The sequence below is a fragment of the Pelagerythrobacter sp. Soil_C_18 genome, from assembly GCF_057657235.1.
The window spans coordinates 49766-76361 of sequence record NZ_JBDGIU010000006.1 but is presented as its reverse complement, the minus strand read 5'-3'; the positions used below and the strand labels follow the sequence as shown (position 1 = coordinate 76361).

Genomic DNA, 26596 nt, shown 5'->3' with positions numbered 1-26596 from the left:
CTTGGCCGAGAGTTCGCCGACTGACGGGGAATCCTGCGGAATCGTGCGTTTCCGTTCGGGTTGCCTGTTCATCGTTGTGTTAATGCTTCTTGGAGCCAGCGGCCTGTTTGCCGTCCTCGCTTTCGATGCCGGTTTCGATCTCTCCGAAGTTCGCGGACATAGAGCGGCGGCTTTTCGGGCGCTCGCCGAGATGCGCTGGCACGGCGTGAGCCTGCCGTTCGTGGCACTCGTCATCGTGCTGATTTACGAATTTCAGAAATTTGCGCGGCGATGGGTCGATAGCGTCGCACTGACGTTTGATGAGGCCGGACTGCGATTTCATCCCACAGTTCGAAAGGTGGATGTCGCGTGGTCGGATGTGGCAAATCTCCACCATCGGTCGACTGCGCTCCGATCCGATCTCCTGATCGAATTGAAGTCAGAGAAACGGGTGAAAATACCCAATTGTGAAGAGGCAGATATCACCAACCTGAAGCGCTGGTTCAATGCCTTGCACAGATCGGGTTTTCCGGGGCAACGAAGCTTTCGCTAGCTCCCCCGCTCTTTTAGCCATTCCTCGAGCCATTTGATCGAGTAGTCGCCGTTCAGCACGTCCGGCTGCTTGATCAGTTCCTGGTGGAGCGGGATCGAGGTCTTCACGCCTTCGACGACCATTTCCTCCAGCGCGCGGCGGAGGCGCATGATGCAGCGTTCGCGGGTGCGACCGTAGACGATCAGCTTGGCGATCATGCTGTCGTAGTAAGGCGGGATAGAGTAGCCGGCATAGAGGCCACTATCGACGCGCACGTGCATGCCGCCCGCAGCGTGATAGTAGTTCACCTTGCCCGGCGAAGGGGCGAAGGTGAACGGGTCTTCCGCATTGATGCGGCACTCGATCGCGTGGCCCTTGAACTCGATGTCTTCCTGGCGGCACGACAGGTCCTTGCCGTCGGCGACGCGGATCTGCTCGCGCACCAGATCGATGCCGGTGATCATCTCGGTCACCGGATGCTCGACCTGCAGGCGAGTGTTCATTTCGATGAAGTAAAACTCGCCGTCTTCCCACAGGAACTCGACCGTGCCCGCGCCGCGATAGGCCATTTTGGCCATGGCGTCGGCGCAGATCATGCCCATGCGGTCGCGTTCCTCGGTCGTCAGCACGGGGGACGGCGCTTCCTCGAGCACTTTCTGATGGCGGCGCTGGAGCGAGCAGTCGCGCTCGCCCAGATGGATCGCGTTGCCGCGCCCGTCGCCGAACACCTGGAATTCGATGTGGCGCGGATTGCCGAGATACTTCTCGATATAGACGGTCGCGTCGCCGAAGGCGGACTTGGCCTCGTTCCCGGCCTGCTTCATCAGCGTTTCGAGCTGGTCCTCGGCGGTGCAGACCTTCATTCCGCGCCCGCCGCCGCCGCTCGCCGCCTTGATGATGACCGGATAGCCGATCTCGGCCGCGATCCGCCGCGCCTCGTCATAGTCGGAGACCGCACCGTCCGAACCGGGCACGAGCGGGAGGCCCAGTGCACCGGCGGTGCGCTTGGCTTCGACCTTGTCGCCCATGGTGCGGATATGTTCGGGCTTCGGGCCGATCCAGGCAATGTCGTGCGCCTCGACGATCTCGGCGAACTTGGCGTTCTCCGAAAGGAAGCCGTACCCCGGATGGATCGCGTCCGCCTGGGCAATCTCGGCCGCCGAGATGATATTGGCGACGTTGAGATAGCTCTCCGCCGCCGGCGGCGGGCCGATGCACACCGCATGGTCGGCAAGCCGCACGTGCATGGCATCGGCATCCGCGGTCGAGTGAACCGCGACCGTCTCGATCCCCATCTCGTGCGCCGCGCGGTGGATACGCAGCGCGATCTCGCCGCGGTTGGCGATCAGGATGCGTGAAATACCCATGGTTCAGGCGATGACGATCAGGGGCTGGCCGAATTCGACCGGTTGCGCGTTCTCGACCAGGATCGCCTTGATCGTGCCGGACTTGTCGGCGGCGATCGGGTTCATGACCTTCATCGCCTCCACGATCAGCAGGGTATCGCCCTGCTTCACGCTGTCGCCGACCTTCACGAAGGGATCGGCGCCGGGTTCGGCCGCGAGGTAGGCGGTGCCGACCATCGGCGACTTGAGCGCGCCGGCATGATCGTCCTGCGCGAGGGCGGGCTCGCCCGCGGCGGCAGGAGCAGGCGCTGCGGCCGGGGCGGGCGCGGAGTAGGTCATCGGCGCTGCGGCCACGCCGCCGCGCGCAACGCGAACCTTGCGGTCGCCGTCTTCCACCTCGATCTCGGTCAGCCCCGTTTCCGCGAGCAGTTCGGCCAGTTCGCGGACCAGCCCGGTATCGACGTCCATGCCGGACTTGCGCCCGGCGCTGCCTTTGTTTTCGGCCATAAACAACCCTTGTTCGCTACAGGCGGACGCCTATGCGCGGCTCCGGGCGGACTGGCAAGGGGTGGGCCGCGCCGAAGTTACAATTCCGCGACGGCCTCCAGCGCCACCAGATAGGACCGTGCGCCGAGGCCCTGGACGGTCTTCACCGCCGCGAGCCCTACGTAGGAGTGGTGGCGAAACGGCTCGCGGGTCGAAGGATCGGAGAGGTGCACCTCGATCACCGGCGTGCGGATTGCCTTGATCGCATCGAGCAGCGCGATCGAGGTGTGGGTATAGGCCGCTGCGTTGAGCAGCACCGCCCTGGCCCCTTCGGCCTGCGCCTCGTGCAGCCAGTCGACCAGATGCCCCTCGTGGTTGGACTGGCGCATCTCGATCTCGAGACCCAGGTCGCGGGCGCGGTCGTCGAGCATGGCGGCGATGTCGTCGAGCGTGTCGGCGCCGTAGATCTCCGGCTCGCGCATGCCGAGCAGGTTGAGGTTCGGCCCGTTGAGGACATAGACGGTATTGGTGATCGGCACGCTCATTCCGCCCGCTTAGCGCGAGGGAGCCTCAGCTGTCGACGCCCTTTGCCTTCCCCCACTGGCGGGCGGCCGTGTAGCCGAGGTAGCCGGTGCCGAAGAGGGTATAGAGCTCGGTCGGCAGGGCGCGCAGGTAGGCGGTCATGCCGGCGCTGACGTTCTGCGCGGCTTGCGGGTCGAAGGCGGAGATCACCCCCATCGGCAGCGCGAAAAGCATGAGCGCGTACATCACATAAAGGAAGCTCGGCCGCGCGCGGCTGGTCCATGGATCGCGTGAATTGGCCTCGGCGACGATCGCGGCGAGGCGCGTCTCGATCTGCTTCAGCTCGTGCGTGCCCTCCAGTGCGAGCAGCTCGAGCTTGGCCTTCGCTCGGGCTTCCTTGTCGGGAATGATCTTGTCGATGATCGAGGCGATTGGGCCGATTAGCGATTCGATAATGGGCATGGCTGCGCTCCGCTGCTTGCGATTCGCCCGCTCATGTAACCATATCGGTTCATGTAGGAAAGCTGTTTGTCGAGCTAGACGTCCACTCCCGCATCGGCGAGCAGCGCCTGCGCCAGCGCGAGGTGCGGCCGGTCGAGCATCGTGCCGTCGAGACCCACGGTGCCTGCGCCGGGGTTCGCTGTGAAGGCCGCAATCACCGCGCGGGCGTGCGCAATCTCGTCCTCGCCCGGCGTGAAGGCCTCGTTGATCACCTCGACTTGCGCCGGGTGGATCGCGAGCATCCCGCGATAACCTTGGCTACGCACCATTCTGGCACGTTCGCGTAGGCCGTCGAGATCGCGGAAGTCCGCCTGGATCGTCTCGATCGCCGCCACGCCCGCCGCCGCGGCGCCGAGCAGGCACAAGCTCCGAGCGAGCTCGTAAGTCGGCATGTAGCCGCCGTCGGGCCGGAACTGGACGCGCGCGCCGAGCGCGGAGGACAGGTCTTCCGCCCCCCAGCTCATCGCGACGAGCCGCGGCGCGCCCTGGTAGTCGCCGGTGCGGAACATCGCCTTCGGCGTCTCCGTCACCAGTGCGGCGACCCGGGTAGCCCCGCGCGGGATCCCGTGCGCTTTTTCCAGCCGGATGAGAAATGTGTCCAGCGCCTCCAGATCCTCGGGGCCTTCGGCCTTCGGCAGGAGCAATCCGCCCGGCGCGGACGGCATGACCGCTTCCAGGTCGTGCAGCGCTTCGCTGCTCGCGCGCGGGTTGATCCGCACCCACAGCCGCTCGCGGTCGGCGCGTCCGGCCAGGAAGTCGCGGACCATCTCGCGCGCCAGGGGCTTGCGCTCGGGTGCGACCGAATCCTCAAGGTCGAGCAGCACGATGTCTGCCGGCCCGTCGGCGGCCTTGGCCATCTTCTTCTCGCTGTCGCCGGGGGCGAACAGCCATGACCGCATACGGGGGCGGGTGCTTGATGCGTTCATCGGCAAATCCTCCTGCGCGCCGCGCCTAGGTGCGAAGCGGCGGAGGTGCAATATCGGCGATGAAGTTGGGCCACTGGTCGGGACGACTGGATTCGAACCAGCGACCCCCACACCCCCAGTGTGATGCGCTACCAGGCTGCGCTACGTCCCGTATCCAGTGGAGGGCGGCCCTATAAGGCGGGGGTGCGGAGCTGGCAAGCATCGATCTTCGGGGCGTGGCGCCCGCGCGATTCGTTGCCCTCCACTTGCAATGCTGCTAGGCGCGCCCACCTGATCGCCGGGGAGGCGAGGGGTCCGGGAAACGATCGGGCCACGCGTGTTCCCGCGACACTCCTGGTCTCAACCTCGATAGGCTCATTTTCATGCTCGATTTCCTTGCCGCGGCAGCCAGCGCAGATGCGCCGCCTGCGTGGATCAGCTGGCTCCCGATCGTCGGCATGATCGCGATCTTCTGGTTCCTGATCATCCGTCCGCAGATGCGCCAGCAGAAGCAGCACCGCGAGAAGATCGCCGGCATCAAGAAGGGCGATCAGGTCGTCACCGCTGGCGGCCTCGTCGGCAAGGTGGTCAAGATCGACGATCACTATGCCGAGATCGAACTGGCGCAGGGCGTCCGCGTCAAGGCGGTGAAGAGCACGATCGGCGACATCGTTCCGCCCGGCGGCGCTGCAGCCAACGACTGAGCGGGAGATAGCGAATGCTCGATTTCCCGCTGTGGAAGAAGGGGTGGTTCTGGGGCCTGACGCTGGCGCTCTCGGTCCTCGCGCTTCCGTCCCTCTTTTCCCTTTCGGGCGCTCGCTGGCCGGCGGCTCTGCCTGATCCCGAGGTCAATCTCGGTCTCGACCTTGCGGGCGGCAGCCACATCCTGCTCGAGGCCGATCCGGCCGAGATTGTCACTCAGCGCCTGCGCAACATGGAGGAGTCCGTCCGCTCGACGCTTCGCCGCGCAGAGCCGCAGATTCGCGTCGGTGACGTGTCCACCGCCGACCGGCGGCTGAGCTTCATGGTCGAGAGCGTCGCCGACGTCGACCGTGCGCGGCAACTGCTCGAGCCGTTGCTGAACGGCGAAGGCATGGTGCGCGAATGGGACCTCTCCGTGCTCGACGAGACGCGGATCGTGCTGACGCCGACCGACGCCGGTCTTGACGCCGCACTCAATGCGGCGATGGATTCCTCGCAGGACGTGATCGATCGGCGCATCAACGCGCTCGGCACCCGCGAGCCGACCATCATCCGGCAGGGCGACAACCGCATCGTGGTGCAGGTGCCGGGCCTGCAGGATCCGGAGCAGGTCAAGGAACTCGTCGGCCGGACGGCCAAGCTCGAGTTCAAGCTCGTCAACGAGAATGCGCTCCCCTCCGATCTCGTCCAGGGCGTTGTCGAACCGGGGCAGCAGATCGTTCCCTACGCCCCCGACAGCCCCTTTGCAGGGCAGAGCCTCGCGGTTTACCGCCTCGGCGGGATCGACGGCAGCACGCTGGTCCGCGCGCAGGCGAGCCGCAATCAGGAAAACCAGGACGTTGTCGTCATCCAGTTCGACCAGCAGGGCGGCAACCGCTTCGCCAAGCTGACCTCGGAGAACGTCGGCAAGCAGTTTGCGATCATCCTCGACGGCGAGGTGATTTCGGCGCCCGTGATCCAGGATCAGATTCTGGGCGGCGTGTCGGAGATCTCGGGGAACTTCACACCCGAAACCGCGCAGCAACTGGCGATCTCGCTCCAGTCGGGCGCGCTTCCGGTGGATCTTACAGTGGTCGAGGAGCGCACCGTCGGCCCCGACCTTGGTGCGGAATCGATCCGGCTCGGGATCCTCGCAATGATGGTCGGCTCGGTCGCCGTGGTCGTGCTGATGATCGCCACGTATGGTCGGTTCGGCGTCTATGCGACGATCGCGCTGATCTTCAACGTGCTGATGATCCTCGGGATCATGGCGGCGATGAACACCACGCTCACCTTGCCCGGCATCGCCGGCTTCGTGCTCACGATCGGCGCGGCGGTCGATGCCAACGTGCTGATCAACGAGCGCATACGCGAGGAGCGAAAACGCGGGCGGCGCGTGATCGCCGCGGTGGAGAACGGCTACAAGGAAGCCAGCCGAGCGATCTTCGACGCCAACATCACCAACTTCATCGCCGGCGCGCTGCTGTTCATGTTCGGGACCGGGCCGGTGCGCGGCTTCGCCGTCGTGCTCGTGATCGGCCTGTTCACCAGCGTGTTCACCGCCGTATCGCTGACCCGACTTTGGGTCGCTGGCTGGCTGCGCAGGGCGCGGCCGCAGGACCTTCATCTGTAAAGGGGATCGGGAAATGAAACTGCTCAAGCTCGTCCCCGACGACACGAACATCAAGTTCCTCAAGTGGCGCATCCCGTTCTACGTGATCAGCATGGTGCTGATCGCCGCGAGTTGGGGGCTGGTACTGACCAAGGGGCTCAACTACGGCGTCGACTTCGCCGGTGGCCTCAACATCACGGCGACCTTTACCGAAAGCACGGAGGCCCCGATCGGCGACCTGCGCGACCGGGTGGCCGATCTCGGCTACGGCGAACCGGTTGTGCAGCGCTTCGGCGAGGACAACCAGGTCTCCATCCGTGTGCCGCTGCCGGAGAGTGCCGAAGGCAATCCGGAGGCGGCGCAGACGATCGCCAACGAGATCGTCGACGAATTGCAGACCAACTTCGACGACTTCCGGCTCGACGGGAACGAGAATGTTTCCGGCAAGGTTTCCGACGAATTCCGACAGGACGCAGCCCTAGCGCTGATTGCGGCCATGCTGGCCGTGGCGCTCTACATCTGGATCCGCTTCGAATGGCAGTTCGGCGTGGGCGGACTCTTCGCGCTGTTTCACGACGTGTCGCTGACGCTCGGCATGTTCGCACTGTTCCAGATGGAGTTCAGCCTGCAGAGCATCGCCGCGATCCTCGCCATCATCGGCTATTCGCTGAACGACACGATCGTGATCTACGACCGCATCCGCGAGAACCTGAAGAAGTATCGCAAGATGCCGCTGCCCGAGCTGCTCGACCTGTCGGTGAACGAGACCCTGGCGCGCACGGTGATGACCTCGCTGACGCTGTTCATCGCACTCCTGCCGCTGCTCCTGTTCGGTCCGGCGAGCCTGTTCAGCATGGTAGCCGCGATCACCCTCGGCCTGTTCGTCGGCACTTACAGCTCGGTCTACATGGCCGCGCCGATCCTGATCTGGCTGGGTGTCGATTCGCACAGTTTCGTGCCGCAGGAATCGGCGGCGGACCGGCAGGAGAAGGCCGCGCGCGGCGAGGTCTGAGCTAGATCAGCCCTACGTAACGCCGCGCGAGTTCCGCGGCGTGCGCGGGCCAGCCGAAGCGTTCGACCGTCGCCGCCACGCGCTCGCGCGCCGGCGGATCGGCGAACAGCCTGCGTAGCGCCGCCGCGATCGATTCGATGTCGCGGCGGACGACGTACCCGGCCTCCGGCCCCGTCACGAGTTCGCGCGCGCCGCCCGCATCCGAGATCACGATCGGTGTCCCGCAGGCGAGCGCCTCGACCCAGGCATTCGCGAGCCCTTCCTTCTTCGACGGAAGCGCCATCACGTCCGCGGCCGAGAGTACCACCGGCAGCGTGTCGTGATCGACCGAGCCGAGGAAATGCACCCGATCTTCCACCCGGAGATCGCGCGCGAGGCTGCGCAGATGCTTCTCGTCCTCCCCCTTGCCGACCAGCAGCAGCCGCGTGCCGGGAATGCTCGCGATCGCGCCGATCACCAGGTCCTGCCCCTTGCGGTCGATCAGCGCGCCGACCGCCGTGACCACCTTCTCCTTCTCGCCCAGCGGGATGCGGAGCGAAGCGCCCAGCTTCGTGCGCAGACCCGAGTGGGCGAGGGGACGGAAGCGGTCGCGGTCGAGGCCGGTGTAGTGGATCGCGATCCGGCCCGGAGGCATGCCGAGGGCGATCATGTCCTCCTTCAGCGCCTCCGAGACCGCGAGCAGCCCGCGCGCACCGGCCGCCGCCTCGAGCATTTGCTCGCGCGCAAAAGCCTTGGCGCCCCAGTAGGTGATGTCCGACCCGCGCGCCTTGATCGCGTAGGGCAGGCCGAGCTGGCGCGCGATCCACGCGGCCGCGGGCCCGTCCGGATAGAAGAACTGTGCATCGACCAGATCGAATGGGCGCTCCTCGTGCAGCCGGCGCGCAAGCGGGAGCACCGCGCGAGCGATCATGCTCGGATTGATGCGCGCGCCGACCCGCGGAACCAGCATGTAGCTCGGCCGGTGCACCTCGACGCCGTTCTCGACACCGTCGACCGCGGCCTTGGACAATGCGCGATAGCGGCCGATCGCGAGCGGCGGGATGCCGATCGGGTTGATCGCCGTCACCTGCCAGTCGCCGCGCGCCGCCAACGCTTCGAGCGAGCGCGCCACGAACGTGCCGAACTGCGGCGTATGCGCATTGGGGTAGAGCGTCGCGATCGAAAGCAGGCGACGAGGGGTTGTCACAGCCGGCGCACCAGCATCTCCGCAACGGCGATCCATTGGGGCGATTCGACCACCTGCTGCTTCTGCCCGGCGCCGGGCGGGAGAATGCCCACGAGATTGCCCTGCCGGTCGATCAGTCGCCCGAAGGCGAAGCGTCCGCCCTTGCGCGGAACGAGCACGTCGCGGTTGATCGCTCGCGGCGCCTCGTCCGGGTTGAGCTGGCGCATCCAGAGCTGGTCGCCCGCAAGGTAAGGCCCGGCCGAAGCTTCGACCGCGAGCACCACCAGCGGGGCGTCGCCGCCTAGCTCGGTGGGCGGAATCGCGTCCCGCGACCGGGGGAGAGCGTCCGGGCCGCTCGGGCCGAGCGTTGCGACCACCTGCGGGTGCTGCGACTTGTCGGAACGGACCAGCGTTTCAGGATCGACGCCGAGCGCATTGCCGATCCGGTCCATCCACTTGGTCGAGAGATTGCGCATGCCGGTTTCCAGCCGCCCGATCGTCTGCGCGGTTGTCGGCGGATCGCAGGCCGCGGCCAGATCGGCGAGGGTCAGGCCCTTCTCCCTGCGAATATCCCGGATTCGGTTGATCATCACATTTCCCGCTTAACCCATCTGGTTTTCACTTTCCTACATGCGTGTCGTTTTGGCAAGCGGTGATTCGCAAGCCCGCCAAGGAGAATCGCCATGTCCCGCAAGTTCGCCGAACGTGAACTCACGCCTGAAGGCCCCAGCCGCAAGGCGCCTGCGGGGGGAAGCCGGCGGACGGTAACCGTGAACCTCGCCGAATCGCCGCTCTCCTGGCTCCATGCGCGCGGACACCTGCCCGACCGCCTGTTCGCCGCCGGCGAGTGCCTGCGCGCCGATTACGAGCGCGCGCGGCTGGGCCCCAGCGTCACCATGCGCTGGGATCCGGTCCGGATCAAAGTGCAGGGCCGCGGGCCGGGCCTCTCCCCGACCGAGAGCCAGATCGCGGCCAAACAGCGCTTCGACGGCGCTATCGCGCTGGCCGGCAGCGGCCTGGCCGACATCCTGTGGCGCGTGGTCTGCGGCTGCGAAAGCCTCCCCAGTGCCGAACGCGCACTTTCCTGGCCGGCCCGCAGCGGCAAGGTCGTGCTGAAGATCGCGCTGGAGCGAGTGGCCGACTTCTACCGCATCCCCTGAGCTCTTAGTGCGGCGATCCTCTCATTTGCCTGACGCAAAATGGAAGCGATCTCAGCCCTCGACCATCTCCGCGAGGGCCAGCCAGCGTTCCTCCGCCGCGTCCTTCTCGGCGCGTGCGTTTTCGATGCCCTTGCTGATGTTGGCGAACTTCTGCGGGTCGCGCGTGTAGAGCTCCGGGTCGGCGAGGATCTCCTCGCCGCGGGCGATTGCCGTTTCGAGTTCCTCGATCCGCGCCGGCAGAAGCTCGTAGTCGCGCTGGTCCTTGTAGGAGAGCTTCTGGCTCCCCCTCCCGTTTGCCGGCGAGGGTTGGGGGGAGGGCTTGTTCGGTGTCTTGGCAGAACCACCGCCAGCGCCTCCCGCACGCGGGGGGGGAGCTCTGCGCTCCTTCCGCTTCGCTTCCCAATCCTCATAGCCGCCGGCGACGATATCGACCAAGCCGCTGCCGTCCAGGCCGAGGGTCAACGTCACCGTGCGGTCGAGGAAGTCGCGGTCGTGGCTGACGATCAGCACGGTGCCGTCGTAGTCGGCGATCACTTCCTGCAACAGGTCGAGCGTTTCGAGATCGAGGTCGTTGGTCGGCTCGTCGAGCACGAGCAGGTTCGACTTGCGGGCGAACTCGCGCGCCAGCAACAGGCGGCTGCGCTCGCCGCCCGACATGATCCCGACTTTGGTGTCGACGACCCTCGGATCGAACAGGAACTCCTTGAGATAGCCCTGAACGTGCTTGCGTACCCCGCGCACGTCGATCCAGTCGCCGCCCTCGGCGAGCACCTGGCGCACGGTCTTGTCGCCGGAGAGCAGGCTGCGCTGCTGGTCGATCATCACGCCGGTGAGCTTCTTGGATATTTCGACCGTGCCCTCGTCCGGCGCGATCTCGCCGGTCAGCAGCTTGAGCAGGGTGGTCTTGCCCGCGCCGTTGGCGCCGACCACGCCGATCCGGTCCCCGCGCTGAATGCGCAGGGTGAAGTCGCGGATGATCTTGCGCTCGCCATAGGACTTGGAGACGCCCTCCGCCACGATCACCGACTTGGACCTGAACTCCTCCTCGGTCGCGAGGCCGAGCTTGGCCGTGCCCTTGGGTGCGATCATCGCCGCGCGCTGGGCACGCATCTGCCATAGTTTCTCGAGCCGCCCCTGATTGCGCTTGCGCCGCGCAGTGACGCCGCGCTCGAGCCAGTGCGCCTCGAGCTTCAGCCTGGCGTCGAGCTTCTCCGCCGAACGGGCTTCCTCGGCATAGACCTGTTCTTCCCACGCTTCGTACCCGCCGAAGCCGACTTCCTTGCGCCGCAGCCCGCCGCGGTCGAGCCACAGCGTCGCGCGGGTCAGGCGCTTGAGGAAAGTGCGGTCGTGGCTGATGACGAGGAAGGCGCCCTTGTAACGGTCGAGCCAGCCTTCGAGCCAGTCGATCGCCGCGAGGTCGAGGTGGTTGGTCGGCTCGTCCATCAACAGCAGGTCGGGCTCCTGCGCCAGCGCCTTGGCAATGGCGGCACGGCGCCGCTCCCCGCCGCTCGCGCCTTTCGCCGTGGTGCTCATGTCGATGCCGAGCTGTCCCGCGATTGCCTCCACCTCGTGTTCCGCAGGCGCGTGCTCGCCGCGCAGGGCGAAGTCCATCAGCGTGTCGCAGCCGGTGAAATCGGGATCCTGCTCGAGCAGCACGATCCGGGTCCCCGGCTTGATCTTGCGGATGCCGCGGTCGGCCTCGATCTGGTCGTCGATCAGGCGGAACAGTGTGGTCTTGCCTGCGCCGTTACGGCCGATCAGCGCCAGGCGGTCGCGCGGGCCGATGTGCAGGTCGATGTCGGCCTGCTCGGGCCCGCCGAACAGCCAGCGGCCGCCCTGCTGCAGCCCGAGGCCTTCCCAGGAGAGGATCGGTGGTTGTGCCATGAGGCGCGCGAGGTAGGCGAGGGCGCGCCTTGCCGCAAGCAGCGAAGGGATTACTGCCCCTGCGCCGCGCGCTGCTCCTCCACCATCCGCGCCACGCTTTCGAGCAGGGCCGGCGCGTCGTAGACCACGCCGTCCTTGATCGTCCAACGCACGCCGCCGACGGTCTCGATCTGGTTCGTCTCGCGGTTCAGGCGCTTGTGGCCGGTGCCGTAGAGGACCTTGAGGTTGTCGAGCGGGTTTTCTGGCACGATCACCAGATCGGCCAGCTTGCCGACGCGAATGCTGCCCATCGGCGGCTCAATCCCCTCGGGCTCGTAGATCTCGCGCGCGCCGTTGATTGTCGCGGCCTGAATCACCTCGAGCGGGCTGAGCCCGGCCTCGCGCAGCATCTCCAGCTCGGCGATATAGGCGAAGCCCCAGGTCTGGTAGATATAGCCCGGGTCGGACCCCGCGCTGACGCGGCCGCCCTCGTTCTTGAACTCGTTGGTCAGCCGCATCCAGGGGCGGTAGAAATGGCGCCAGGCCACTTCGTCCTCCGTAGTCCAGTCGTGATAGTAGCTGCCGTGGTTGGTCAGGCTCGGCTCGTAGAAGTTCATCAGCGAGGGCAGGGTGTACTTGTCGTGCCATTCGAGCGTGCGGGCGCGCATCACGTCGCGGCTGGCGGCGTAGATGTTGAACGTCGGGCTCAGCGTCACGCCGCTTTCGACCAGGAAGTCGACGTACTCGTCCCACTTCTCGCTGCCCGGCGCGACGATCTGGTCGGCGAGGCTGGCGACTTCGCCGAAGCGGTCCTGTTCGTCGAGATAGTTGTAGCCGGCCGGGTACTGCGGCACGGTGCCGTCCTTCAGCAGGCTTTCGAAATGGCCGTAGAAGTGGGTCACGCCGTCGAGCCCTAGCTCGACCGCCTTGCGCGCGTTGACCTGGGCCACGCCGACCTGGGCGAGGTGCGCGACGGTGCCGAGGCCCAGCTTGTCCGCCTCGTCCAGCGCAGCCCCGAGCACTTGGGGCGTTTCGGAGTTGAAGAACTTCACCCCGTGGAAGCCGGCCTGCTTGATCCAGCGGACCCAGGCGCGCGCCTTTTCCGGCGTGTCGGGCGTGCCGCCATCCCACTTGTCGCCGAACGCGGCGTAAGGGATCAGGCGCGGGGCGACGATCGTGTTCGCCTCGCTGCGCGCGGCGTCGCTGAGGTCGGGCTGGTCGGGGCCGAAGTAGAACGAGACGCCGCGCACCGTCGTCACTCCGTGCGCCAGCCACAGCTTGTAGCCGTAGGAGGGCTGCGGCGCCTTGCCGGGGTCGCCGTTGTGCCCGTGCACGTCGACAAAGCCGGGCATGACGTACATGCCGCTGGCGTCGATCGTGCGGCCGGCACTGTCGAGAACGTCCTGCGGCGCGCCGGTCAGGTGAACGCCGGCGATGCGGTCGCGCTCGACCACGATGTCGACCGGCCCCATCGGCGGGCCGCCGGTGCCGTCGATCATCGTCGCGCCGCGGATCACCAGCGTCGTGTAGGGGCCTTCGCCTTCGCCCGACTGCCGGTCGGGCACCGGCTGCATCCCAGGCTGCGCGGTGGCCGCGGCGCTCCACGCCAGCACGAAAATCATGGTAAGTGCGCGCAAGATCGTCATTCTGACCCGTCCTCCCTTTGCGCACCCCTATTGCCGCGAAGGCGCTTCGGAACAACCCGGTTCAGCCACGCGTAAGCGTGCCGGACCCAACAAAAGGCGAGAATCGCCAAGGAGGCTTCCCAATGATCCGTTACGCCGTTCCCATGCTTGCCATGACCGCGCTGTCCGCAACCACCGCCCACGCCGCCGAAGTCCAGATCCAGGCCCAGGGGCCGGTAGTCGAGCTGACGGTGAACGAGATCGTCCACTCCGCGCCCGACGTCGCCCAGATCGGCGCCGGGGTCACGACCCGCGCGCCGACCGCGCAGGAAGCAGTGCGCCAGAACGCGCAGGCGATGGAGCAGGTGATCGCGAAACTGCGCGAGCTCGGCATCGCCTCGCGCGATATCCAGACCTCCAACTTCAACCTCAACCCGCAGTACGAGTTCGACCGCAACGGCGGCTCGCGCACTTTCGTGGGTTACGACGTGAACAACCAGGTGCAGGTGAAGCTGCGCGATCTAGAACGGGCGGGCGAAGTGCTCGACGCGCTCGTCTCGGCGGGGGCGAACAACATCTACGGCCCGAACTTCATGCTCGAGGCGGACGAGGCCGCTAAGCGCGAGGCGCGCACCAGGGCCTATCAGAGTGGGCAGGCCATGGCCCAGGAATATGCCCGCATGGCCGGCTTCTCCGGCGTGCGCCTGCTCGAGATCTCGGAAACCTTCCAGAGCTACGGCGGGCCGCAGCCGGTGATGATGCGCGCGGACGTGCAAGAGGCTGGCGCCAGCACCAAGATCGAGCCCGGCGAAGTCGGCACCGGCGTAACCGTCACCGTCAAGTACGAGATGACCCGCTAGAACACTGGTTTTCTTGCTGAACGCTGCGCAGTGCGTGCATTCAGAGCTTGTTCAATCCGCGCAGTCTAGGCAGGTTGGCACTATGCGAAAGCTCATCGCCTCCTGCCTTGCTGCCACGCTGGTCGTCTCCGGCCTCGCTGCGCCGGCGCTTGCTCAGTCGCGCAACGACCAGGGCGAGGTGCGGCGCGAGATGCGCGCCGGCAATGTGCTGCCCCTGCGCGAGATCGAACGGCGCGTGCTGCCGCGGATGAAGGGTTCGGAATATCTCGGCCCGGCCTACGATTCGACGGCCATGATCTACCGCCTCAAGTTCATCCGCGACGGCCGTGTGACCTTCATCGACGTCGACGCGCGCACTGGCCGCGTCGTGCGCCGCAGCCGCTGATGCGGGGTGGGATGGGGCCGGGGAGGGAAACCCCCTCGCTTGTTGACGCGTTCACCCCGAAAGCCCACTTAGCGTCAGCCTGATCCAGGGGGAACGAACCAGCAATGCGCATCCTGATCGTCGAGGACGAACCTACGCTCGGCCAGCAGCTCAAGTCCACGCTCGAACAGAACGGATATGCCGTCGATCTCTCGACCGACGGCGAAGACGGCCACTTCCTCGGCGCGACCGAGGATTACGATGCGGTCATCCTCGACCTTGGCCTGCCGGAGATCGACGGGCTCACCGTGCTGGGCATGTGGCGCCGCGAAGGGCGCGGCTTCCCCGTGCTGGTGCTGACCGCGCGCGATAGCTGGTCCGACAAGGTCGCCGGGCTCGACGCCGGGGCGGACGACTATCTCGCCAAGCCGTTCCAGACCGAAGAACTGATCGCCCGCCTGCGCGCGCTGATCCGCCGCGCCTCGGGCAATACCTCCAGCGAACTGACCGCCGGTGACGTGCGGCTCGACACACGCTCGGGCCGCGTCACGCTCAAGGGGGAGCCGGTCAAGCTGACCGCGCAGGAATACAAGCTGCTGAGCTACCTCATGCACCACAAGGGCAAGGTGGTCAGCCGCACCGAACTGATCGAGCACATCTACGATCAGGATTTCGACCGCGATTCAAACACGATCGAGGTCTTCGTCACCCGCATCCGCAAGAAGCTGGGTGCGGAAGTCATCACGACCATCCGTGGCCTCGGTTACAGCCTCGACGACCCCGCAGACGCCCCGCGCGCCTGACGCCCCGAAGTCGGCGCCCGCCTCCGGCGAGCCGGAGGCTCCGTCCGGCGACGGTGCTGCGGACGGCGAGAGCGACGGTCAGACGCCGCACACGGGCAGCCTCGCGCGGCGCATGCTGCTCATTGCCGCGGGCTGGATCCTTGTGCTTCTGGTTGGTGGCGGGATCGCGCTCGAGCGGACGCTGACCGGTCAGGTCCAGAACAGCTTCGACGAACAGCTCGGCTACCTGCTGAACACGATGATCGTGATCTCCGAGGTGGGCCCGGACGGCGAGGTCTACTTCATCCGCCCGATCGGCGAGCCGCGCTTCCTAGAGCCGAACAGCGGCATGTACTGGCAGATCACGGCCGAGGGGCGCGAGGGGTTCGAATCCTTCTCGCTCGGCGCGCAGCCCTCGCAGTCGCTGTGGGACCGGACCTTGCAGCCGCAGGGCGACCACGTCGATCACGAGCCGCACTTCTACGACAACATGCAGTTTCCCGAGGAGCCGCTGCGCGTGGTGGAGCGCACGGTGATCCTGCCCGAAAGCGACACCCGCTGGACCTTCATGGTCGCCTCCGCGCGCGAGAACCTCGACGCACAGATCGCGCGCATCCGCTCGATCCTGGTGTGGAGCTTCGCCGCGCTCGGCCTCGGCCTGTTCGCCATGGCCGTGCTGCAGAGCTACTACGGTCTGCTCCCGCTGCGCCGCATCCGCGCGGCGATCCAGCGCATCCGCACGACAGGCAGCAACCGCGTGTCGGACCCGCTGCCCCTCGAAGTCCAGCCGCTGGTGGAGGAGATCAACATGCTCCTCGCCCATTCGGAGCGGCAGGCGGAGGAGGCGCGCACCCACGCCGGCAATCTCGCCCATGCCCTCAAGACGCCGCTGACGGTGGTCAACAACGCCGCCACCGCGCACGCGCCCGATCTCGCCGACACCGTGATCCGCGAGGCGCGCGCCATGCGCCGCCATGTCGATCATCACCTCGCCCGCGCACGCGCCGTCGGCCGCCGCTCCGTCGGCCATGCGCGGACCACCGTGTGGGACAGCGCGGAGGCGGTGCGCCGCGCAGTCGAGCGGCTCTATCCGGAGGTCCGCTTGGACATCGACGGCAACCGCGAGGTGCGCGTCGCGATCGAGCGGCAGGATCTCGACGAAATCCTCGGCAACCTGATCGAGAATGCGGCCAAGTACGGCGGCGGCAGCGTGTTCGTAACGATCGACGCCGAGCGCGAGGCGGAACGCTGCGTGATCTGGGTCGAGGACGACGGGACCGGCATTCCCGAGGAGGAGCGCATCCGCATCTTCGACCGGGGTGCGCGGCTCGACACCGGCAAGCCGGGCACCGGCCTGGGCCTCGCCATCGTGCGCGACGTGGCGGAGATCTACGGCGGCAGCGTGGATCTGGGCGAGAGCGAGGACCTCGGCGGACTGCTCGTGCGTCTGATCCTGCCGCGGGCGGCCTGAGCGCTTCGCCCGGGTTCTTCGGAACCGCAGGCCGTTTCGCGCATAATCGGTTAGCCGAACTTCGTTACCCGGGAGAGGCCGCCATGGCCCAGCGTATCATTGCATCCGCCCTTCTTGCCGCCGCGGCCATCGGTCTCGGCGCATGCAGCACCTATGGCGACGGCTACGGCTATTACGGCGGCTCGGTCGGCTACGGCAGCGGGTACTACGACGACTATTACGACGGGTACTACGGCGGCCGCTCCTATCCCTATTACGGCTGGCACAACGACTACTACTATCCGGGCACGGGCTATTACATCTACGACCGCGGCGGTCAGCGCTACCGGTGGGACGACGACACGCGCCGCTATTGGGAATCGCGCCGCGACCGCTACCGCGACCGGGGCGACCGGCGCGAGAACTGGTCGCGCTATCGCCGCGATGACGACCGGCGCGACTGGCGTGACCGGGACAGGCGCGGTGATCGCGACCGCTGGGACCGCGACCGGCGCTGGCGCGACAGGGACCGGGACGATGACCGCCGCTGGCGCGGCCGTGATCGCGACCGCGACGATCGCCGCTGGCGGCGCGACCGCGACGACTGACGCGCTGCTTTAACCGCCGCGCGCGCGTTCGTGGTGGCGGATCACTTCGTCGATGATGAAGCGCAGGAACTTTTCGGAGAATTCCGGGTCGAGGTGCGCTTCCTCGGCCAGCTTGCGCAGGCGCGCGATCTGCTTCTCCTCCCGCCCCGGATCGGCGGGGGGCAGGGCGTTGGCCGCCTTGTACTCGCCGACCGCCTGCGTGATGCGGAACCGCTCCGCCAGGATGTGGATCAGGGCGGCGTCGATATTGTCGATGCTGCGGCGGAAGGCGGCGAGCTGCGCGTCGCCTGCGGTGGAGGGCTCGGAATCGGGCATCGCGGCGGGGCTTATCACGCAGCAGCGCGCAATTCCAAGCTTGCCAAGCCCTCTCCGCCGCAGCAATGCGTGCCCGCCATGACAGCCGACGTCGTTTCCCTGCCGCGCCGCCGCCCCACGCTCGACCCGATGCTCGCGCTGACGGCCCACGGGATGAACGCGGTCAACGCCGTGATTCTCGAGCGGATGCAGAGCGACATTCCGCTGATCCCGCGGCTCGCGGGGCACCTGATCTCGGGTGGGGGCAAGCGCCTGCGTCCGATGCTGACGCTCGCGGGGGCGGAACTGGTCGGCTACCAGGGCGCGCGCCAGCACAAGCTGGCCGCGGCGGTCGAATTCATCCACACCGCCACGCTGCTGCACGACGACGTCGTCGACGGCAGCGAACTCAGGCGCGGCAAGGCCGCCGCGAACATCATCTTCGGCAATCCGGCGACCGTACTGGTGGGCGACTTCCTGTTCAGCCGCGCGTTCGAACTGATGACGGAGGACGGCAGCCTCAAGGTGCTCAAGATCCTCTCCAGCGCGAGCGCGATCATCGCCGAGGGCGAAGTCTCGCAGCTCACCGCGCAGCGCCAGATCGAGACGAGCGAGGAACGCTATCTTCAGATCATCGGCGCCAAGACCGCCGCCCTGTTCGCCGCCGCCAGCCGGATCGGCGCCGTGGTCGCCGAATGCGGTGAGCGGGAGGAGCAGGCGCTCGACGATTACGGCCGCAACCTTGGCGTCGCCTTCCAGCTCGTCGACGACGCGATCGACTACGATTCGGACGCTGCCGAAATGGGAAAGGACCAGGGCGACGACTTCCGCGAAGGCAAGATGACGCTGCCGGTGATCTTCGCCTACGCGCGCGGCACGCCTGAGGAACGCAAGTTCTGGCAGGCCGCGATCGCCGGCCACCGCACGTCCGACGACGATCTCGCCGAAGCCATCGCGCTGATCGGCAAGTACGAGGCGGTCGAGGCGACCCGCGACCGCGCCCGCCACTTCGCTGCCCGCGCGGTCGACGCCATCTCGATCTTCCCCGACGGCAGGGCTCGCGCCGCCATGGCTGAAGCCGCGCACTTCGCGGTGATGCGGGGGTATTGAGGGTTCCTGCTCTCTCCCCTTCAGGGGAGAGATACGCAGGCGTGCGAGCTTGCTCGCTAGCCGGAGTTGAGGGGCCGAAATCGCAACGACGGTGGATGTTGCGCGAGTTCCCCTCTCCCAACCCTCTCCCCTGAAGGGGAGAGGGCTATGCTCGCCCGATCTAGCTTTCGCCATGGCGACAAGGTGGGTTAGGGCACCCGCGTGACCGACCTCCCCATCCACGCCGTCCTGCCGGACGTCCTCGCCGCCCTGCGCACGTCCGGCGCAGCGGTGCTGGTCGCGCCGCCGGGGGCGGGCAAGACCACCGCCGTAGCTCCTGCGCTGCTTAGCGAGGATTGGTGCACCGGGCAGGTGATCCTTCTCAGCCCGCGCCGGGTCGCCGCGCGCGCTGCAGCCGAGCGGATGGCCGAGATGCTGGGGGAGAAAGCAGGCGAGACGGTCGGCTATCTGACCCGCCTCGACAGCCGAACTTCCGCCCGGACCCGGGTGCTCGTCATGACCGAGGCGATCTTCGTCAACCGGGTGGTCGAGGACCCCGAGCTCGCAGGCGTCTCGGCCGTGCTGTTCGACGAGGCGCACGAGCGGCATCTCGACAGCGACCTCGGCCTCGCGCTCGCGCTCGAGAGCCGCGCCGTCCTGCGCGAGGACCTGCGCATCTGCATCATGTCTGCGACGATCGACGGCGCGCGCTTCGCCCGCCTGCTGGGCGGCGACGCGCCGGTGATCGAGAGCGAGGGCAGGGCCTTTCCACTCGAAATCAGATGGTTGGGGTCGTCACCCGACAAGCGGATTGAAGACGCCATGGCGCAAGCCGTGCTCACCGCCTGGCGCGAGGAGACAGGAGACGTGCTCGCTTTCCTGCCCGGCGTGCGCGAGATCGAGAGAGTGCGCGAGCGGCTGGCCGAACGCCTGCCCGAGGTGCCAATCCTCCCGCTGCACGGTCAGGTCGAACCGGCCGGGCAGCGCGCCGCCACCCGCCGCGATCCGCAGGGCCGCCGCCGCATTGTCCTCGCCACGGCCATCGCCGAGACCTCGCTGACGCTCGACGGCGTCTCGGTCGTGGTCGACAGCGGCCTCGCCCGCCATGCCGAGTTCGACCGGGCGGCCGGCACCACGCACCTCGTCACGCGCAGGGCGAGCCAGGCCTCGGCGGGCCAGCGCGCGGGCCGCGCCGCGCGGCAGGGGCCCCGAGTCGCCTATCGCCTGTGGGAACAGGCCGCGCACCCCGGCCGCCCGGAGTTCGACCTGCCCGAGATCACCACCGCCGACCTCGCCCCGCTCGCGCTCAGCCTCGCGCGCTGGGGCACCGCGGACCCGGCCGGACTCGCGTGGCTCGACCCGCCGCCCGCCGCCTCGATCGCCTCCGCGCGCGAGCGCCTGATGCGGCTCGGCGCGCTGGACGGCGAGGGGCGGATCACGCCGCGCGGCGAGATGCTTGCGGCCCTGCCGCTCGACCCGGCGCATGGGGCGATGGTCCTCTTCGGCGCGGAGCACGGTGCCGCGCGGGAGGCGGCCAGGATCGCGCTGCTCCTCCAGGAACGCGGCCTCGGCGGGCGGGACGAGGACCTCGCCGCGCGCCTGCAGCGCTGGAGCGCCGACCGCTCCCCCCGCGCCGAGGCGAGCCGCAAGCTCGCGGCGCGCTGGGCGGAGCGGGCGACGCGGCAAGTCTCCGGGCGCGCGAGGGGCGAAGTGCCATCGGCCATCCTCCTCGCCGCGGGCCTGCCCGACAACGTGGCGCGCCGCCGCGATTCCTCGGGCGAGCACTGGCTCTCGGCTGGCGGGCGCGGGTTCGTGCTCGACCCCGCGAGCCCGCTCGCGCGTGCCGAGTGGCTGGCGATCGGCGACGCGCAGGGGCAGGCGAAAGGCGCGCGGATCACCGCCGCACTGGCGCTGGAGGAAGCGGACCTCGAACGCTGGCTGCCTGAACGGCTCGAGCGCCGCTCGCTCCTGCGGTGGAACGGCCGCGAGGGCAGGGTGGAGGCGCGGCTCGAGCGCCGCCTCGGTGCGGTCATCCTCGCCAGCGGCCCGGACCCGGCACCAGAACCCGGCGAGGTTGTGGATATCCTTGTGGAAAAGGCGGTGGAGAGCCTGGGGACGTTGCTCCCGCCCGAGCTCCTCGCCCGCGCGCGCTACGCCGGGATCGACGCGCTCTCGCTCGAAGCACTCAGGGAAACGTCCGACCTCTGGCTGCGGCCCCTGCTCGAGGGGCGCCGCGATCTCGCGGTGCCACGCGGCAAGCTGGTCGACGCGCTCCTCGGCCAGCTCGACTGGGACAGCCGCCAGCGCCTCGACCGCGAGGCCCCGCGCGAGTTCGTGTCGCCCGCCCGCACGCATCACCCGATCGACTATACCGGCGACGATGCGCCTAGCGTCGAGGTGCGCGTGCAGGCGCTGTTCGGGCTCGATCGGCACCCCATGGTCGGCCCAAAGGATAGTGGCGCGCCGCTCCTCCTCAAGCTCACCAGCCCCGCGGGCCGGCCGATCCAGGCGACCCGGGACCTCCCCGGCTTCTGGCGCGGAAGCTGGGCCGACGTGCGCAAGGACATGAAGGGCCGCTACCCCAAACACCGCTGGCCGGAGGCGCCCTGGGCCGAAGCCCCGAGCCTCAAGACGAAGAACGCCTTCTCGAATGGAGGCGCTTGATTTTGGCGGCCTCGGGCCGCAAAGACGGCCCGCAAGCGCGACCGCGCGCCGCGGCTTATGCCGCGAAGCCAAGGCGGGCAAATGCCCGCCGCCCGGCGTTTGAGGACGAAACAGAAATGGCAGCACGAATCTATCAGCGACCCAAGAACGCGATGCAGTCCGGCAAGGCGCGCACGTCGGAATGGGTGCTCGAATTCGAACAGTCCGAAGCGCAGCGTCCGGACCCGCTGATGGGCTGGACCGGCAGCGCGGACACGCAGTCGCAGGTCGTGCTCACTTTCCCGAGCATGGAAGGGGCCCAGGCCTATGCCGCGAAGTACGGCATTCCGGCGCGCGTCCACCCTACACCCCCGCGGCACCTCAAGATCCAGGCCTACGCCGACAACTTCCGGTAACCAGATCCTCCCGCGTGGGAGGCGCGCGAAGCTAGTCGCAGCGAGGTGGGTCTGCGCGGTTGCAATTCGCCCGATCTCCCGCCATATGCGCCGCGGGAGTCGGGTGGACGTTCGCGTCCGCCAACCTGGTCAGGTCCGGAAGGAAGCAGCCATAACGGATGGCAGCGGGTCGCTCGGCTCCTTTTTCACACCGCTTTTCACGCCCCGCTGCCGCGCACGGCCGTTTTCACCGCCGGTCTGGGCCGCCGCGCATGACATTGGCGGCTGTTGGCCCTACCTAAACGCGCATGGGTGATTCACCGGACACTTCGGGCGATCTCCCCTGGGATACCGGGGAGGAGGACCAGACCGCGCCGAGCGCGGCCGATCTCGAGGCGGCGGGCCAGTCGGCCATGTTCGGCGATGCGCCGGCGCCGCCGGAACCCGCACCCGCGCCAGCCGCCAAGCCTGACACGTCCGCGCAGCCCTACCGCGTGCTCGCGCGCAAATACCGGCCGCAGACATTCTCCCAGCTCATCGGGCAGGAACCGATGGTCCGCACGCTCGCCAATGCGATCGCGCGCGACCGGCTGGCGCATGCCTTCCTGATGACCGGCGTGCGCGGGGTCGGCAAGACGTCGACCGCGCGCCTGATCGCCAAGGCGCTCAACTGCGTCGGGCCCGACGGCGAGGGCGGGCCCACGATCGACCCGTGCGGCGAGTGCGAGCCCTGCCGCGCGATCGCCGAGGGCCGCCATATCGACGTGATCGAGATGGACGCCGCCAGCCACACCGGCGTCGACGACGTGCGCGAGATTATCGAGGCGGTCCGCTACGCCGCGGTCAGCGCCCGCTACAAGATCTATATTATCGACGAAGTTCACATGCTGTCTCGCAACGCTTTCAATGCCTTGCTGAAGACACTTGAGGAACCTCCAGCCCATGTGAAGTTCCTCTTCGCGACCACCGAGGTCGACAAGCTGCCGGTCACGGTGCTCAGCCGCACGCAGCGCTTCGACTTGCGCCGCATTCCGTCCGAACTGCTCCAGGCGCACTTCGCCTGGGTCTGCGAGCAGGAAGGCGTCGCGGCCGAGCCAGAGGCGCTCCATATGATCGCCGCCGCCGCCGAAGGCTCGGTGCGCGACGGGCTCTCGATCCTCGACCAGGCGATCGCTCATGCCGATATGGGCGAAGAGGGCAAGGTGACCGCGGGCCGCGTGCGCGACATGCTCGGCCTCGCCGACAAGGGCGCCCAGCGCCGCCTGCTCGGCACGATCCTGGAGGGCGACGCCAAGGGCCTCCTCGCCGGGGTCGCGGACCAATACGCGCTCGGGGTCGAACCGCTGGCGCTGATGCGCGGGCTGATGGACCTCGTCCACCGCATCACCGTCGCCCAGATCGGCGGCGGGGAGCCCGAGGCGCCGAGCGCCAAGGAACGCGCGGCCCTGGCCGAATGGGCGGGCCGCCTGTCCGCCGGCCAGCTCCACCGCCTATGGCAGCTCCTGCTCAAGGGGCACGAGGAAGTGCGCCAGGCGCCGGACCCGCTGGTCTCGGCGCAGATGGCGCTGCTGCGCGTGCTCCATGCCGCCGACCTGCCCGACCCGGGCAAGCTGGCGAAGAAGCTGGAGGACCTGGCCGCGAACGGCGTCGCCGCGCCTGCGGGCGGCGGGCAGGGCGCAAGCGGCTCGGCTCCGGCGGCTGCGCTCGACTGGCGGCAGCTCGTCGACAAGATCCGGGCCGCGGGCCACCACCACGCCGCCAGCATCATGGAACTGCAGGTCCGCGTGATCGCACTCGAGATGGGCATGCTGCGCTACGCCCGCGCCGCCCATTTCCGCGACGACATCGCCCCGCAACTGCGCGACGCCCTGATGGCCGCGACCGGCCAGCGCTGGATCGTCGAACAATGCGAAGAACAAGGCGCCCCCTCGCTCGTTGAGCAAGAGGAGGCCGCCAGGGCCGCCGAACAGGCAAAGGTGCGCGCGCACCCGCTGGTCGAGGCCGCCTATGCCGCGTTTCCGGAGGCCGAACTGGTCGAGGAAGCCGAAATCCACAGCTCCGGCCGTGCCGCCTGGGGCCGCTGACGAGACGAAAAGAGGACCACCCCGATGCAATCGATGGAAGAGATGATCCAGGCCGCGCAGAAGGCGGCCGAGACGATCCAGACCCAGATGGGCGAGATGCAGGCCAAGCTCGACGCGATCGAAGTCGAAGGCGCGGCTGGCGGCGGCCTGGTCAAGGTCCGCGCCAGCGCCAAGGGCCGCATCCTGCGCGTCGAGATCGACGAGAGCCTGATGAAGGCGGAGGAAAAGCAGATGGTCGAAGACCTCGTCACCGCCGCCTTCAACGACGCTCGCGACAAGGCCGACCGCGTCTCCGGCGAGGAGATGAAGAAGATGCAAGGCGGCCTCGGCCTGCCCCCGGGGTTCAACCTGCCGGGCATGGGATGATCGCGCGGCACGTGGCGCGGTCCCGCAGGCGGCGCGTGTGAAACCTGCCGTAAACGCAGCCCTTGCAGGAGCCGCGGGCTGCCTGCTCGCTGCTTGCGCGTCGCCCGCTCCGCCCCCGGGCACGCCGCCCGCGCCCGCCGCGATCGAGATCCAGACCGAAGACGTCACCCGCTTCTACGAGCTCTATGAGGCCACCGGCGGGCGGCCGAGCGCCGACCAGATCCAGCGCGACTACCTCGACCGGGGCTCGACCGGCCTGCGTCACCTGCTCGCGGTGCGCAACGTCAACGCCGACAACATCGCCCGCGCGCTTGCGGAAAGGCCCGAGCTCTACACCAACGCGCGCACTTGCCTCGCCTCGCTCCCGCGCGTTGCCGACCGGCTGGAGCGGACGTTCCGCAATCTGCTCGAGATCTATCCCGAGGCCGACAAGCCGCCGGTGACGATCCTGGTGAGCCGCGGCAAGCCGATCGCCATCGCCGAGCGCGGACACGGTGTGCAGGTCGCGCTTGAAGGGATGTGCTCCGACCTGGCTGCAAAAGTGCTCGGCGGCGATGCCGACGACCGCTTCGTCAACGTGATCGCGCACGAATACATCCACGTGCAGCAGCCGCCCGTGAACGACGAGCCGACTGTGCTTCAGCGTGCGATCGCGGAAGGCGTGGCCGAGTTCGTGGGCGAGCTGATCTCGGGCGGCATCGCCAACGTCGCCGTCCATGCCTCGGCCGATGGGCGCGAACGCGAGATCGAAACCCGGTTCCTCGCCGATGTCGGCAAGACGGACCTGTCCGCCTGGTTCGACAACACGACCGCGGATGATCCTGGCCAGCTCGGCTACTGGGTCGGCTATCGGATCGCCAAGGCCTACTACCGCCGCGCGCCCGACAAGCACGCCGCGATCCGCGACCTAATCGAGGCCCCCGACGCGCGCGTGCTCCTGACGCAAAGCGGATGGCACCCGGGGATCGCGCTGGACTGACCGGCTGAGGGGCGGGCGCCAGGGCCTCCCTTTTCGTCATCCCAGCGAAAGCTGGGATCGCTGGCAACCTGGCGCTGAGCCCATAACGATCCCAGCTTTCGCTAGGATGACACGAGGGTGTTCCCTCCTCACGGCGAATTCAGCATCTCCAGCAGTTCGGCCAGCCGCTGCCTCCGCGGCAGGAGCTCCTCCCGTGCCGTGCGGCTGCTGTCGTAGGTGGTCGCGGCGATCGAGACGATCAGGAAGGCGGCGGTCCCCGCGGTCAGCCAGATGTCCTCGATCCGGTTGATCTCCATGATCAGCCACACGATCAGCGATGCGCTCGCCACGATCGGTGCCGACCAAAGCAAGAGGGTGCTCCAGCGGCCGACTTGCGAGAGCCGGTAGTCGATCAGCGACAGATTGCGGCGGACCTCTTCCTGCAGCGTGCTGCCGAAGTCGCGCTCGCGCACGCTCTGGCGCCGGCGGCTCAGCCACAGCGCGCCGCTCCATAGCGCGGTCGCACCGAGCCCGGCCGAGAGCGCCAGGACGGCCTGAAGCGAAAGGCCGCGATGGTGGAGGAATGCCCACAGCGAGGCGAGTGCGACCGCCGCCATGACGCCTCCGACTGCGTAAGTGGTCCACTGGTCCCAGCGCAGCGCGCGGCGAATGCCGGCCTGCTCGTGCCGCAGGACCAGCCGCAGCAGGTCGCCGTTGACGCCGTAGAGCGGCCGGTCGTCCTGCGTCTTCCAGGCCTCCATCATCTGGTCAAAGTCCATCGTTCTGCTCCTTCGCCAGCCGGGCGGCCAGCGCCGCCTTGATGCGGTTGATCCTCACCCCGACGTTGCTCTCGCCGAGGCCGAGGATCTGCGACATGTCGCGGTAGCTGAAGCCGTCGAGCATCAGCAGCGCGAGCGACCGGTTCACTTCGTCGAGTTCGGCGATCCGCTGGTAGATCCACTCGATCCGCGGATCGCGGCTGGGCGGCGCGACCAGCAGCGCGGTCGCCGCATCGAAGTCCTGTCGTCCGCTACCGTGCTTGCGCTCCTTCCGGCTCCAGGCGAGCGCGGTGTTGAGCGCGACCCGGTAGATCCAGGTGGCGACCGCGGAGTCGCCGCGAAAGGCCGCGGCCGAGTGCCAGACCTGCAGCGCGATCTCCTGGAACAGATCCTCGCGGTCCGAGTGCGTGGAGCCGTAGGCGCGCGCCACCTTGAACAGGATGGCCTTGTGCGCCTCGATCCAGCTCTCGAAAATCCGGTTGCGTTCGGCGTCGGTCATTTTCCCCACCTTCACGCCGTTAGTAGCAGGCGGGAG

28 protein-coding genes, 1 tRNA gene and 1 other RNA gene are annotated in these 26596 nt (G+C 67.9%); 17 read left to right on the top strand and 13 right to left on the bottom strand.

Annotated features, from left to right (window positions below; translation table 11 throughout):
- The first annotated feature begins 1 nt into the window (after position 1).
- A complete protein-coding gene (locus AC3A5N_RS13115; RefSeq protein WP_487737768.1) occupies positions 2–532 on the top strand; it encodes a hypothetical protein in 531 nt (176 codons plus the stop codon).
- On the opposite strand, the gene accC is transcribed toward AC3A5N_RS13115, so the two are convergent.
- The 6 genes from accC to AC3A5N_RS13085 form a co-directional block, all read right to left on the bottom strand.
- Positions 529–1878, bottom strand: a complete 1350-nt coding sequence (accC, locus tag AC3A5N_RS13110; protein ID WP_487737767.1) for an acetyl-CoA carboxylase biotin carboxylase subunit — start codon at positions 1876–1878, stop codon at positions 529–531. The genes AC3A5N_RS13115 and accC overlap by 4 nt on opposite strands.
- 3 nt (positions 1879–1881) lie before the next feature.
- Positions 1882–2364, bottom strand: a complete 483-nt coding sequence (accB, locus tag AC3A5N_RS13105; RefSeq protein ID WP_487737766.1) for an acetyl-CoA carboxylase biotin carboxyl carrier protein — start codon at positions 2362–2364, stop codon at positions 1882–1884.
- A gap of 77 nt (positions 2365–2441) precedes the next feature.
- Positions 2442–2888, bottom strand: a complete 447-nt coding sequence (gene aroQ, locus AC3A5N_RS13100; protein WP_487737765.1) for a type II 3-dehydroquinate dehydratase — start codon at positions 2886–2888, stop codon at positions 2442–2444.
- A 25-nt stretch (positions 2889–2913) separates the two neighbouring features.
- Positions 2914–3327 (bottom strand): holin family protein, encoded by a 414-nt coding sequence (locus tag AC3A5N_RS13095; RefSeq protein WP_487737764.1) that lies wholly within the window; start codon positions 3325–3327, stop codon positions 2914–2916.
- Between the two features lie 74 nt (positions 3328–3401).
- On the bottom strand, positions 3402–4292 hold the full coding sequence (locus AC3A5N_RS13090) for an HpcH/HpaI aldolase/citrate lyase family protein (RefSeq protein WP_487737763.1): 891 nt from the start codon (positions 4290–4292) through the stop codon (positions 3402–3404).
- 74 nt (positions 4293–4366) lie between these two features.
- Positions 4367–4443, bottom strand: a tRNA-Pro gene (locus AC3A5N_RS13085).
- Between the two features lie 211 nt (positions 4444–4654).
- Between AC3A5N_RS13085 and yajC the strand changes: the two genes are divergently transcribed.
- Genes yajC through secF form a run of 3 tightly spaced genes read left to right on the top strand, consistent with a single transcriptional unit; the run spans position 4655 to position 7576 of the window.
- The gene (gene yajC / locus AC3A5N_RS13080; RefSeq protein ID WP_487737762.1) at positions 4655–4975 is read left to right on the top strand and encodes a preprotein translocase subunit YajC; all 321 of its coding nucleotides are present in this window, start codon (positions 4655–4657) and stop codon (positions 4973–4975) included.
- 14 nt (positions 4976–4989) lie between these two features.
- The gene (gene secD, locus AC3A5N_RS13075) at positions 4990–6585 is read left to right on the top strand and encodes a protein translocase subunit SecD (RefSeq protein ID WP_487737761.1); all 1596 of its coding nucleotides are present in this window, start codon (positions 4990–4992) and stop codon (positions 6583–6585) included.
- A gap of 13 nt (positions 6586–6598) precedes the next feature.
- Entirely contained in the window at positions 6599–7576 is a 978-nt protein-coding gene (secF, locus tag AC3A5N_RS13070) for a protein translocase subunit SecF (RefSeq protein ID WP_487737760.1), read from the top strand.
- Position 7577: 1 nt separating this feature from the next.
- On the opposite strand, the gene AC3A5N_RS13065 is transcribed toward secF, so the two are convergent.
- Positions 7578–8762 (bottom strand): glycosyltransferase, encoded by a 1185-nt coding sequence (locus AC3A5N_RS13065; protein WP_487737759.1) that lies wholly within the window; start codon positions 8760–8762, stop codon positions 7578–7580.
- Positions 8759–9331, bottom strand: a complete 573-nt coding sequence (locus AC3A5N_RS13060; protein WP_487737758.1) for a helix-turn-helix domain-containing protein — start codon at positions 9329–9331, stop codon at positions 8759–8761. Before AC3A5N_RS13060 ends, AC3A5N_RS13065 begins: the two co-directional genes overlap by 4 nt.
- Positions 9332–9424: 93 nt before the next feature.
- Between AC3A5N_RS13060 and AC3A5N_RS13055 the strand changes: the two genes are divergently transcribed.
- Positions 9425–9901: a DUF6456 domain-containing protein gene (locus AC3A5N_RS13055; RefSeq protein WP_487737757.1), complete on the top strand. Its 477-nt coding sequence runs from the start codon at positions 9425–9427 to the stop codon at positions 9899–9901.
- 51 nt (positions 9902–9952) lie between these two features.
- Here AC3A5N_RS13055 and AC3A5N_RS13050 read toward each other — a convergent pair whose 3' ends face one another.
- Positions 9953–11785: an ABC-F family ATP-binding cassette domain-containing protein gene (locus AC3A5N_RS13050; RefSeq protein WP_487737756.1), complete on the bottom strand. Its 1833-nt coding sequence runs from the start codon at positions 11783–11785 to the stop codon at positions 9953–9955.
- Between the two features lie 50 nt (positions 11786–11835).
- Positions 11836–13410, bottom strand: coding sequence for an amidohydrolase family protein (locus AC3A5N_RS13045; protein WP_487737755.1), 1575 nt, complete (start codon positions 13408–13410; stop codon positions 11836–11838).
- 122 nt (positions 13411–13532) lie between these two features.
- Between AC3A5N_RS13045 and AC3A5N_RS13040 the strand changes: the two genes are divergently transcribed.
- The 5 genes from AC3A5N_RS13040 to AC3A5N_RS13020 all read left to right on the top strand — a co-directional run bounded on the left by AC3A5N_RS13040 (position 13533) and on the right by AC3A5N_RS13020 (position 17453).
- On the top strand, positions 13533–14249 hold the full coding sequence (locus AC3A5N_RS13040) for an SIMPL domain-containing protein (RefSeq protein ID WP_487737754.1): 717 nt from the start codon (positions 13533–13535) through the stop codon (positions 14247–14249).
- An 82-nt stretch (positions 14250–14331) separates the two neighbouring features.
- Positions 14332–14634, top strand: coding sequence for a PepSY domain-containing protein (locus tag AC3A5N_RS13035; protein ID WP_487737753.1), 303 nt, complete (start codon positions 14332–14334; stop codon positions 14632–14634).
- A 104-nt stretch (positions 14635–14738) separates the two neighbouring features.
- Positions 14739–15416, top strand: coding sequence for a response regulator transcription factor (locus tag AC3A5N_RS13030; protein WP_119512900.1), 678 nt, complete (start codon positions 14739–14741; stop codon positions 15414–15416).
- 112 nt (positions 15417–15528) lie between these two features.
- Positions 15529–16866 (top strand): sensor histidine kinase, encoded by a 1338-nt coding sequence (locus AC3A5N_RS13025; protein ID WP_487737916.1) that lies wholly within the window; start codon positions 15529–15531, stop codon positions 16864–16866.
- 83 nt (positions 16867–16949) lie between these two features.
- A complete protein-coding gene (locus tag AC3A5N_RS13020; protein WP_487737752.1) occupies positions 16950–17453 on the top strand; it encodes a hypothetical protein in 504 nt (167 codons plus the stop codon).
- A 9-nt stretch (positions 17454–17462) separates the two neighbouring features.
- Here the strand turns inward: AC3A5N_RS13020 and AC3A5N_RS13015 are convergent, their stop codons facing one another.
- Complete coding sequence (locus tag AC3A5N_RS13015; protein WP_487737751.1) at positions 17463–17768, bottom strand: chorismate mutase; 306 nt, start codon at positions 17766–17768, stop codon at positions 17463–17465.
- Between the two features lie 78 nt (positions 17769–17846).
- Here AC3A5N_RS13015 and AC3A5N_RS13010 point away from each other — a divergent pair, with 78 nt between their 5' ends.
- The 7 genes from AC3A5N_RS13010 to AC3A5N_RS12980 all read left to right on the top strand — a co-directional run bounded on the left by AC3A5N_RS13010 (position 17847) and on the right by AC3A5N_RS12980 (position 25303).
- Positions 17847–18857, top strand: coding sequence for a polyprenyl synthetase family protein (locus AC3A5N_RS13010; protein WP_487737750.1), 1011 nt, complete (start codon positions 17847–17849; stop codon positions 18855–18857).
- A gap of 201 nt (positions 18858–19058) precedes the next feature.
- Positions 19059–21500: an ATP-dependent helicase HrpB gene (hrpB, locus tag AC3A5N_RS13005; RefSeq protein WP_487737749.1), complete on the top strand. Its 2442-nt coding sequence runs from the start codon at positions 19059–19061 to the stop codon at positions 21498–21500.
- 116 nt (positions 21501–21616) lie between these two features.
- Complete coding sequence (locus tag AC3A5N_RS13000; RefSeq protein ID WP_487737748.1) at positions 21617–21895, top strand: ETC complex I subunit; 279 nt, start codon at positions 21617–21619, stop codon at positions 21893–21895.
- 92 nt (positions 21896–21987) lie between these two features.
- Positions 21988–22082, top strand: an RNA gene (ffs, locus tag AC3A5N_RS12995) — signal recognition particle sRNA small type.
- A 100-nt stretch (positions 22083–22182) separates the two neighbouring features.
- On the top strand, positions 22183–23958 hold the full coding sequence (locus AC3A5N_RS12990; protein ID WP_487737747.1) for a DNA polymerase III subunit gamma/tau: 1776 nt from the start codon (positions 22183–22185) through the stop codon (positions 23956–23958).
- Between the two features lie 24 nt (positions 23959–23982).
- Positions 23983–24324, top strand: a complete 342-nt coding sequence (locus AC3A5N_RS12985) for a YbaB/EbfC family nucleoid-associated protein (RefSeq protein ID WP_487737746.1) — start codon at positions 23983–23985, stop codon at positions 24322–24324.
- 37 nt (positions 24325–24361) lie between these two features.
- Positions 24362–25303 carry a gliding motility protein GldB-related protein gene (locus tag AC3A5N_RS12980; protein ID WP_487737745.1) on the top strand — a complete coding sequence of 314 codons (942 nt, stop codon included), beginning with the start codon at positions 24362–24364 and terminating at the stop codon, positions 25301–25303.
- Between the two features lie 128 nt (positions 25304–25431).
- Here AC3A5N_RS12980 and AC3A5N_RS12975 read toward each other — a convergent pair whose 3' ends face one another.
- Both AC3A5N_RS12975 and AC3A5N_RS12970 read right to left on the bottom strand, forming a co-directional pair.
- On the bottom strand, positions 25432–26061 hold the full coding sequence (locus AC3A5N_RS12975) for a hypothetical protein (RefSeq protein WP_487737744.1): 630 nt from the start codon (positions 26059–26061) through the stop codon (positions 25432–25434).
- Positions 26051–26560: an RNA polymerase sigma factor gene (locus tag AC3A5N_RS12970; protein WP_487737743.1), complete on the bottom strand. Its 510-nt coding sequence runs from the start codon at positions 26558–26560 to the stop codon at positions 26051–26053. Before AC3A5N_RS12970 ends, AC3A5N_RS12975 begins: the two co-directional genes overlap by 11 nt.
- Between the last annotated feature and the right edge of the window lie 36 nt (positions 26561–26596).